The following is a 10,168-nucleotide window of genomic DNA, read 5'->3' on the forward strand; positions in this document are numbered from 1 at the left end:
CTGCTTTGAGCTTGTAGATAGAACTGACGAAGTCAGCTCAAAACACTGTTTTGAGGTTGTAGATAAAACTGACGAAGTCAGCTCAAAACACTGTTTTGAGGTTGTAGATAAAACTGACGAAGTCAGCTCAAAACACTGTTTTGAGGTTGTAGATAAAACTGACGAAGTCAGCTCAAAACACTGTTTTGAGGTTGTAGATAAAACTGACGAAGTCAGCTCAAAACACTGTTTTGAGGTTGTAGATAGAACTGACGAAGTCAGCTCAAGTCCTTGCTTTGAGCTTGTAGATGGAAGCTGACGTGGTTTGAAGAGATTTTTCAAGAGTCTTAGCCTTCCATATAGTCTTTCAAATCTTGCCCTGTTAGTCCGGCATTGAGGGCAATGAGGAGTTTCAAGCGGGCTTTTTGGGCGTTGAGTTCTTTAATAAAGAAGACACCAGATTTTTGTAATTGCACGCCCCCACCCTGGTAGGCATAAACAGGCTCAGCGATACCGTTAAAGCATCGTGAAACCAGGGCGACTGGGATTCCTTTTTGCAGAAGGTTTTCTAATTTTTGAGCCGTTTCTTTGGGAATATTACCAGCTCCGAAGGCTTGGATAATTAAACCGTCCAAGTGTTCTAAATCCAGCATATCAATCAGCTCATCTGTCATACCAGCATAAGCCGAGATGATAGGCACCAAGCCTTGTATGTGATCAAGATCAAAGCGAACACGAGGTTCAGCTGTTTTAAAGTAGAGGATTTCCTGTTTCATGATGAGACCGAGGGGGCCATGTGTTGGGGTCTGGAAGGTGCTGACGTTGGTCGTATGTGTTTTGGTGACATACTTGGCAGCGTGGATTTCATCGTTCATAACGACCAAAACTCCTTTGTCAGCAGCCTTGTCATCGCTAGCTACCCGTAAAGCACTCAGATAGTTATAAACACCATCACTACCGAGTTCATTGGAGCTGCGCATGGCTCCTGTTAGAACGATAGGCATGTGGGGAATTTTCATGGTATCAAGGAAATAGGCTGTTTCCTCTAAAGTATCGGTTCCGTGTGTGATCACCACCCCATCGTAGTTATCTGCTTCCTCTTTGATTTTTTGGTAGAGAGCCAGCATATGTTTGGGTTTGATATAAGGGCTTGGTAGATTAAAAAAGTCCAAGGCATGAACTTGGATTCCTTCAAGTGGGTTGGACACATGATTCATAGGATTATCTGAACTCGTCACAACAGCGCCAGAAGCATCGGCCTGCATGGAAATAGTCCCACCCGTATGTAAAACAAGGATTTTCTTAGGCATGATTTACTTACTCTTTCTGAAATGTGGTATAATCATTGTATCACAAAAGGGGAGATTGGGATAGGATGGAAGTCAAAGCTGTTTTTTTTGATATCGATGGAACACTAGTCAACAATCGCAAGAGTGTTTTGAAATCCACTAGGGACGCGATTAAGATTGTTAAAGAACAAGGGGTGCTTGTCGGTGTAGCGACAGGGCGAGGACCTTTTTTTGTTAAGGAATTGATGGACGATTTGGACCTGGATTTTGCGGTAACCTATAATGGCCAGTACATCTTTACTAAAGACAGAGTCTTGTTCACGAGCCCTATTTCCAAGTTGCATTTGCGCCATCTAATTAGCTATGCTAAAAAAGAGGGCAAGGAGATTGCCCTAGGGACCAAGGATGCTATGCTGGGTTCCAAAATCATGTCCTTTGGTCTGGGTTCTTTTTCCCAACGAATCAGTCGCTTCGTTCCCTCTGTTTTAACTCGGACAGTGAGTCAGTCTTTTAATCGCATGGTCAGCAAGGTTGTTCCCCAAAAGGAAGAAGACCTGCTTCATCTGATGAATCAGCCTATCTACCAAGTTTTGATGCTGATGACGCCAGAAGAATCTGAGAAGGCGGCAGCTGATTTTGAAGACTTGAAATTGACACGTAGCAATCCTTTTGCTGCGGATGTCATCAATCAAGGAAACTCTAAATTGGAAGGCATTCGACTAGTCGGGAAAGAATATGGCTTTGACCTCAACCAAGTCATGGCCTTTGGTGACTCAGATAACGATCTTGAAATGCTGGCAGGTGTTGGGATGTCGGTCGCTATGGGAAATGGTAGTAGCAGTGTCAAGGAAGTTGCCAAGCACATTACCACCAGCAATCAACAAGACGGAATCCACAAGGCCTTGGAACATTTTGGTGTTTTGGCTTCAGAAAAAGTCTTTGTCAGCCGTGACTATCATTTCAATAAGGTCAAGACCTTCCACCACATGATGGATGAACGGACTCAAGAAGAACCTCGAGCTTGGGATTTAGAAGGTGCAACCCATAGGGCTGGCTTTAAAATAGAAGAATTGGTGGAGTTTGTTCGAGCAGCCAGTCCTTCTGAAGAGGACTTTGGTCAAGCTCTATCGCAACTTCATCAGGCTCTTGATAAGGCGGCAGATAAAGTAGCCAAGAAGACGCCTGCCCAGCAAGATTTGATAGGGCAAGTGGATGCCTTGATTGACACGCTTTACTTTACCTACGGTAGTTTTGTCTTGATGGGGGTGGACCCAGAACGTATTTTTGACATTGTCCATCAGGCTAATATGGGGAAAATTTTTCCAGATGGCAAGGCTCATTTTGATCCAGTGACCCACAAAATCTTAAAACCAGATGATTGGGAAGAAAAATATGCTCCAGAACCTGCTATTAAAAAGGAACTGCAGCGCCAGCTCAAGGCTTATGAGCGTCATAAAGAGAGAAATAATACTCAATGAAAATCAAAGAGCAAACTAGGAAGCTAGCCGCGGGTTGCTCAAAGCACTGATTTGAGGTTGTGGATAGAACTGACGAAGTCAGCTCAAAACATGTTTTTGAGGTTGCAGATGGAAGTTGACGTGGTTTGAAGAGATTTTCGAAGAGTATAAATAGTAAACAAAAAGGAGCGCTGAGCTCCTTTTCTTTGTGATTATAAGGTTTTTTCTTGTTCTCTCACAACCAGCAAATCGACCTTAGCATGGCGGAGGATGTATTCAGATGAAGAGCCGACTAAGAGGCGTTCAAAGGCGTTGAGACCGGTTGCGCCAAGGAGGATGAGGTCCACTTCCTCAGCATCGGGAATAGTACGTGCCAGTAGGGTCTTTGGATTTCCCATTTCAATGACGATATGAACATCGGCCACACCAGCATCTTTAGCACGTTTTTCGTACTCTTTCATCAGACTTTCAGCGTCGACTTGGAGTTGTTCGTAAACTTCAGCATCAAAGGTGGATACGCTTTGGAGAGCGCGTGTGTCAATGACATGGGCGATGGTGAGTTTAGCGTCGTTTCGTAGAGCAGAATGAACTCCCTTGACAAAAGCCAAGTCTGCTTCCTTAGAACCATCGATTGCGACCATGATATTTTGGTAACGTTGTGCCATAATGAAACCTCCTGAAATTTTCTTACTATCATTGTAAGCCTTTTCACTATAGAAGTAAAGCAAAAAAAGTATTTTTCAAAAAATGTTAGCGCTTGACATATGTATGTATATATGTTAAAATATATAAAAAAGAGTGAGAGTAAAGATAGAATATATTGGAGAGGAGTGGTTATGAAAAACTCTTTTCAAGAATCAAAAAAAATAAATTTCCTTTATTATGGAATCATCTTAGCTTCGGTCTTGGTAGAAGTGATCATGATCTGGCAATTAGAGAGTCTGGTACCGCTTCTTTATCCAGGTTTTGTTGGCTTTTTAGTCTTTCATGTACTCTACCATTTGGTATTATTCCTAGTTGCAAAACGAAGTGGGCGTTGGGATTACTTGATGATATGGGGACTCTTCCTCATGTTCAATCTTCTCTATGACTCTTTTCTAGGCTTGCTTTTTCTAGGTTTATCTTTTGGTATGTGATATGTCTTTCGCAAAATACCTGCTATCTCCCCTGTCTTGACCTCGCTTTTAGCGAGGATTTTCTTCTATATAAATCTAGTAACAGCTTCCAGCAAACTTGTCGCATTCTTTTTCTAGTGGTATAATGTTACTAGTCTGATGAATGGAGGAAACAAGATGAAAGAATATAACAAGTCTAGTAAGTTAGAGCATGTTGCTTATGATATCCGTGGTCCGGTTTTGGAAGAAGCCATGCGGATGCGAGCAAATGGAGAAAAGATTTTGCGTCTGAACACAGGAAATCCAGCAGAATTTGGCTTTACAGCGCCAGACGAAGTCATCCATGACTTGATTATGAATGCGCGTGATAGTGAAGGCTATTCTGATTCCAAAGGGATTTTCTCAGCCCGTAAGGCCATCATGCAGTACTGCCAACTGAAGAAATTCCCCAATGTGGCTATGGATGATATTTACCTTGGAAATGGTGTCAGTGAGCTGATTGTCATGTCTATGCAGGGGCTTTTGGACAATGGAGACGAGGTATTGGTGCCAATGCCAGACTATCCTCTCTGGACAGCGGCTGTCAGCCTAGCTGGGGGAAATGCCGTTCACTATATCTGTGATGAAGCTGCAGAATGGTACCCTGATATTGCGGATATCAAGTCAAAAATCACTTCCAATACCAAGGCAATCGTCCTTATCAATCCAAACAACCCAACTGGAGCCCTTTATCCGAAGGAACTCTTGCTGGAGATTATTGAGATTGCCCGTCAAAACGACTTGATCATCTTTGCGGATGAGATCTATGATCGCATGGTCATGGATGGGCATGTGCATACGCCTGTGGCGAGTCTGGCACCGGATCTCTTCTGTGTCAGCATGAATGGTCTGTCAAAATCGCATCGTATCGCTGGTTTCCGTGTGGGTTGGATGGTTCTGTCTGGTCCTAAGACACATGTTAAGGGCTATATTGAAGGGCTCAATATGCTGTCCAATATGCGCCTTTGCTCTAACGTTTTGGCCCAACAAGTCGTCCAAACCTCCTTAGGTGGTCACCAATCAGTCGATGAATTACTCCTTCCTGGTGGACGAATCTACGAGCAAAGAAATTTTATCTATAATGCCATTCAAGAGATTCCAGGTTTGTCTGCCGTTAAACCCAAGGCGGGTCTCTATATCTTCCCCAAAATCGACCGCAATATGTACCGCATCGATGATGATGAGCAGTTTGTCCTTGATTTCTTGAAGCAGGAAAAGGTGCTCTTGGTTCATGGTCGCGGTTTTAACTGGCAGGAACCAGACCACTTCCGTATCGTTTACCTTCCTCGTGTCGAGGAACTAGCCCAAATCCAAGAAAAGATGACTCGTTTCTTAAAACAGTATCGCAGATAGGGCTTACATGAGAAAAAGATGGAAACATTTGCCTAGAGCTATTGACAAAAGTGACAGAATCAGATAGAATGGTAAAGTATGTTTAGTAACTGATCACTTTATAGCCGGCTAAACGAATACAAAATCTATGAGGAGGTATTCATCGTGAAACGTACTTATCAACCAAGTAAACTTCGTCGTGCGCGCAAACACGGATTTCGTAACCGTATGTCAACTAAAAATGGTCGTCGCGTATTGGCAGCTCGTCGTCGTAAAGGACGCAACGTTTTGGCTGCCTAGTCCAAACCACGGAGAAGGAAAGTCAGTAGGAACTCGAGTCTACTGGCTTTTATTGTGCTTAAAAATAGGAGCAAGAGTAGATGAGTCCGGTGTCAAAGATAGAGTAGCTTGAAGCTAGGAAAGTAGATAGCGACTGCTAAAACAGTTTTAGAAATTGCTTTGCATTTCCTAATCAATCTGTTGCGTTTTTATTTCCTTTCGCTATAGATCTGTCTGGTAAAGGAAGGGCTCGTCATAAGCTATAGTAGATTGAAACGAGAATAGGACACCTCTACTTCTAAAACATTGTTAGAAATCGATTTGACTGTCCTGATCGATTTGTCCTGTTCTTATTTCATTTCACTATCGTTGAACCATCTCATTTTTAGGAGGGCTGGATGGCTAACTTCCTTATAGAACTTTCAGTGAGATTCAGCGATGAAAAAAATGATAAAAGTGTCAGGATAAGTGTTGACTAATTTTATCAAAGTGGTATAATGTAGCTGTGATAGCTGTGATATTATAGTTGCTTGAGGCTTAAGGGTGACCTAGTCTCATCTCCTATCATTTACTCACTAGTAAGAATCACGGTGCTGTTTCTAGCTTCACTCTCTGAAGGAGTGGGAGTTGGGAAACTTATTTTTTATTATATCATTAGTCTTCTTAAGGAGGTAACATGGAAGATAAATCGAATTCACTCAGTAGGGTAAAGCGCCATCAACGCGAAAAAGTCTTGCGCTTCTCTATTCGTAAATATAGCTTTGGTGCAGCTTCTGTTGCGGTTGCGGCTCTTATGTTTATGGGGGCCAACGTTGTGAGTGCAGATAGCCCAAGCCAAAACACGTCGTCATCGACTACTGGTCTAGCTAGCCCGAAAGATGGGGAGCAGTCGTCTGAAGCAGGGCAGGCAAGGGATGAAAATCAAGCTGAAGTAGCCAGTGAGCCTTCAGCAAATAAGGAAGCTCAACCTGCTGAAGAGAAAGCTGCTACAGTTGATAGCAGCCGCTTGAGCAAGCTAGTGGAAGAGGTAAGTGCTCTTCTTTCTACCGACTCGAAGCACGATTCTTCAGTTGTAAGTCCTATTAAAGAGCGACTTCAAAAAGGGAAAGAATTATTAGCCCGTGCTGATGCAGGTCAAGGGGATCTTGACAGTCTTGCTGAGAAGTTGGAAAAGGACTTGGCAGTCTTATCAAGATCTTCTAAAGAAGAAAGTCAGCCGCAGGGAAGTGAATCAGCGGATAAAAATGCCTCTTCTGAAAGGAGCGACCATAAGGAGGAGGGTTCAGACAGGGCTGCTTCTGCATCTGGAGCAGAAGATAAACCTAAGAGATCTAGAAGATCTAGGAGGGCTCTGGAATCTATCCCGAATACTATCAATGAAGGTGCTTTGTCTGATGTCAGATACTTTGCTTCTGTTGATCCAAAGACTAACAATGGTAAAAATACAAGAAATGATGATGAAGATTTCACTAGAAATAAGACAGTAATCCGTGCAAGGTATCAAGAAGAAGGTGGACAAAAATGGATGGTCTACGATGTCTTCTTCAATAACGATGGACGGCAACTGGTGGACAGGTCATACCAGCAACAGTATTATTTCCAAGCTCCGTTTAATATCATGCATGATTCTAACACGGTAAAAGATTTGAGTTTCACTCGATACTCTAAACAGGGTGGATACAGGCTTTCTGATGGGAATGCCGGATTTCAACAATATGGAAACACAGCCAAAATCGATCGTCCGTGGAATCAGAAAGAGTATATCTTTAATAATGATTATATCAGTTTGTATGATCCAAGTTCAGGGGTATATCGAGACAATCAACGCTGGACTGTATTCAGGCACAACCAAAACGATACTTTTCTAAATGCTCTTACAAGAAAAACAGACGGTAACTATCCGAATGCATCATATTATTTGGGAATTAAGGTTGGAAAACAAAGTTTGTCGCATGCTGTCCATATGCATGCGAAGATTAGACTTAAAGACAATGTGACTGAGGAGGAGGCAGCTAAATACGGTCATGTCTACGCAGCCACGACAACATTCGGACCTACTACTCAGCAGTCATATATTGTGGGGGCAATGGGTGCTAGGTTAGAGACGACCACAGAGGCAGAAACCTACCCTATCAAAGGTAGTTCACACACCAAAACGGTGGGAGATAGTCTTCCAAATACAGATAACCCTGTAGCTGATAAGTATGTCACTTCAAAAACTGGTAAAGACTTCCCGCCAAGAATGGCTTGGAGCTGGAAAGACAATCGTAAACCAAGTACAGCTCAAGCTGGAGTCTTTACTTATAAAGTAATCGCTACCTACAAAGATGGTTCATCATCAGAAAATACCAACTCAGGTTCAGATGGAACAGTTACATTAAACGTTAGACCTAAAAAACCGACTATTACAACAAGTTTAGAGAACAAAAAAGGCTTAACAAATCAACAAATTACGGTTAATGTTGGAAGTGGAGTGCCAAAGGGTTCAACAGTTAAGCTTTACGATGGTGATATAGTTATTGGAACTGGAACAACTAATGGAGAGACTGCAACCGTTACAGTTACAGAAGCTCTACCAGGAAAAGCTATTACTGCTGAAACCATCGTTAACAAGGGTGGAACAGTGACTTCAGACCGAAGTGACGCCGTAACACCAACAGAAACACCAGACACACAAGCCCCAACCTTGACCATCACACCAGCAAGCCAAACGGTAACAGAAGGTGAATGGGTAACATTTACAGTTACAGCAACAGATGATAAGAAGGCTAAGCTGGATGTTAGTGATTTTATAACCCAACCAAAATATAGTAACAGGCTTACTACAGCGCAAGCATTTGTAGAATCAAAAGGAAGTACAGATACTAAACAAATCAGAAAAATCACCCTTAAAGCCCTACCAGAAGATGTTGGTAAAACACATACATTTACCTTCAAGGCTACTGATGATGCAGGAAACCAAGCAAAACCTGTGACCTTTACTTTCACTGTCACAGCTGGTGATAAGACGGGGCCAACCATTACAGCAGCAGATGCTACAGTAACTAAAAACGAACCAATTACTCCAATCCCTGTAACAGCTGTAGATAATACAGGTGGTGTTGGCTTGCGTGATAATAATCCAATAGAGGTAAGCAATTTACCACAAGGATTAAAATATGAAAATGGCAAGATTACAGGGACACCGACAGGAAATCCGGGTACATCTCGCGTCACTATTAAAGCCTATGATAAGAACGGAAATGTTACTACAGAGACAATTGATATTGTAGTACAAGCGCAAAAAGACAAGTATAATCCAGTAGGCGAACCCCTAACAGTAAACCAAGGACAAACCATTTCAGATGATGCAGTAAAAGCAAAAGTGAAAAACGTTGGTCCAGGAACACTAACAGTACAAAGTAAACCAACTTCAACAAACACAGCCGGTTCAGCTGGAAATGCAGTTGTAAAAGTTACTTATCCAGATGGATCAAGTGAAGAAGTGACAGTTCCAGTCACTGTAAAAGACGTAACAGGACCAACTATTACAGCAAATGGAGCGACTGTTACCAAAAATGAACCAATCAGTCCAATCAAAGTAACCGTGGCGGATAATGAAGGCGGACGAGGTTTACGTGAAAAAAATCCAGTAGAAGTAACAGGTTTACCAGCAGGCTTGACTTATAAGAATGGTCAAATTACAGGTACACCAACAGGAAATCCAGGCGCATTCAAAGTAACCATTAAAGCCTATGATAAAGATGGTGCAGTTACGACAAAAACAATCACCATTACTGTTCAGGATCAAGCAGCTAAGTACAATCCAAAAGGAAAAGACCAAACAGTTTCTAAAAATGCGGTTCCTGCAGCAGCGGATAGTATCAGTAACAAGCAAGACCTACCAACAAACACTAGCTATCGCTGGAAAAAAACTCCAGATACTAGCCAAGATGGAAAAACTGTATCTGCAGTGGTTGTTGTAAGCTATCCAGATGGATCAAGTGAAGAAGTACCAGTTAAGGTTAAGGTATCAGATTCTCTAGCCGGCACAGTCACAGCACCATCAGCAGTTAAGGAGAAAACACCAGTTACTCCAACTACAGTTGTAACAGCTAACAAACCAGGTTCAACTATTACAACAGACAAGCCAGTTAATGGATTGAAAGTTGACGGAGAAGGCAAGCTAACAGGTACACCAACTGTTACTGATTGGAAACCAGACGAAGAAGAACGTAAGATTACGATTCCAGTCAAAATTAAGAATGGTAAAGATGAAGTAACCGTCAGCGTTCCAGTAACTATCCAACGTGATACAGATGGCGATGGTATTCCAGATGTAACGGATCCAGATGATGACAACGATGGTATCTCAGATGCAGATGAAAAAGCAAATGGCACAGATCCAAAAGTTGCAAATTCTCTAGTAGCAACTATTGACTTGGTACAAGATCCTACTACAGGTGACGTTACAGTAACACCTAAGAAACCAGATGGCTCAACTTATCCAGAAGGAACAATGGTAGAACTTCCAGGTAAGGATGGTCGTCCAATTAAAGTGACGATTGGAGCAGATGGTTCAGCTAAGGTTCCAAATGATCAATTACCAGATACTACGGTTGTAGGTAAGGCTAAGATTACAGAACCAGGTAAAGCAGCTGTAGAAGTTCCTAATGTAACAACACCAGCTAAGGTAACA

At 42.3% G+C, this 10,168-nt stretch carries 8 protein-coding genes; 6 read left to right on the forward strand and 2 right to left on the reverse strand.

What is annotated here, in order from left to right:
* Positions 1-298: hypothetical protein (locus HT671_RS01795; RefSeq protein WP_172923015.1), on the forward strand; the 298-nt coding region annotated here is incomplete at its 5' end.
* Between the two features lie 28 nt (positions 299-326).
* Here the strand turns inward: HT671_RS01795 and HT671_RS01800 are convergent.
* Positions 327-1,289 carry an asparaginase gene (locus HT671_RS01800; protein WP_050208774.1) on the reverse strand — a complete coding sequence of 321 codons (963 nt, stop codon included), beginning with the start codon at positions 1,287-1,289 and terminating at the stop codon, positions 327-329.
* Between the two features lie 65 nt (positions 1,290-1,354).
* Between HT671_RS01800 and HT671_RS01805 the strand changes: the two genes are divergently transcribed.
* Positions 1,355-2,746, forward strand: coding sequence for a Cof-type HAD-IIB family hydrolase (locus HT671_RS01805; RefSeq protein ID WP_000453150.1), 1,392 nt, complete (start codon positions 1,355-1,357; stop codon positions 2,744-2,746).
* A 191-nt stretch (positions 2,747-2,937) separates the two neighbouring features.
* Here the strand turns inward: HT671_RS01805 and HT671_RS01810 are convergent, their stop codons facing one another.
* Positions 2,938-3,390, reverse strand: coding sequence for a universal stress protein (locus HT671_RS01810; RefSeq protein ID WP_050208772.1), 453 nt, complete (start codon positions 3,388-3,390; stop codon positions 2,938-2,940).
* 171 nt (positions 3,391-3,561) lie between these two features.
* Here HT671_RS01810 and HT671_RS01815 point away from each other — a divergent pair, with 171 nt between their 5' ends.
* The 4 genes from HT671_RS01815 to HT671_RS01830 all read left to right on the forward strand — a co-directional run.
* The gene (locus HT671_RS01815; protein WP_050208770.1) at positions 3,562-3,861 is read left to right on the forward strand and encodes a hypothetical protein; all 300 of its coding nucleotides are present in this window, start codon (positions 3,562-3,564) and stop codon (positions 3,859-3,861) included.
* Between the two features lie 156 nt (positions 3,862-4,017).
* Positions 4,018-5,232, forward strand: a complete 1,215-nt coding sequence (locus HT671_RS01820) for a pyridoxal phosphate-dependent aminotransferase (RefSeq protein WP_023934190.1) — start codon at positions 4,018-4,020, stop codon at positions 5,230-5,232.
* Between the two features lie 144 nt (positions 5,233-5,376).
* Positions 5,377-5,511 (forward strand): 50S ribosomal protein L34, encoded by a 135-nt coding sequence (gene rpmH / locus HT671_RS01825; RefSeq protein WP_000831907.1) that lies wholly within the window; start codon positions 5,377-5,379, stop codon positions 5,509-5,511.
* A 655-nt stretch (positions 5,512-6,166) separates the two neighbouring features.
* On the forward strand, positions 6,167-10,168 hold a 4,002-nt coding region (locus HT671_RS01830; RefSeq protein WP_172923016.1), incomplete at its 3' end, for a Rib/alpha-like domain-containing protein.

This window comes from Streptococcus sp. 2741 (assembly GCF_013276315.1).
GTDB lineage: Bacteria > Bacillota > Bacilli > Lactobacillales > Streptococcaceae > Streptococcus > Streptococcus pseudopneumoniae.

What these genes read in the sequence shown, in the direction of transcription:
- HT671_RS01800 (WP_050208774.1), bottom strand. Translation starts at nt 1,289, where the DNA reads ATGCCTAAGAAAATCCTTGTTTTACATACGGGTGGGACTATTTCCATG.
- HT671_RS01805 (WP_000453150.1), top strand. Translation starts at nt 1,355, where the DNA reads ATGGAAGTCAAAGCTGTTTTTTTTGATATCGATGGAACACTAGTCAAC.
- HT671_RS01810 (WP_050208772.1), bottom strand. Translation starts at nt 3,390, where the DNA reads ATGGCACAACGTTACCAAAATATCATGGTCGCAATCGATGGTTCTAAG.
- HT671_RS01815 (WP_050208770.1), top strand. Translation starts at nt 3,562, where the DNA reads ATGAAAAACTCTTTTCAAGAATCAAAAAAAATAAATTTCCTTTATTAT.
- HT671_RS01820 (WP_023934190.1), top strand. Translation starts at nt 4,018, where the DNA reads ATGAAAGAATATAACAAGTCTAGTAAGTTAGAGCATGTTGCTTATGAT.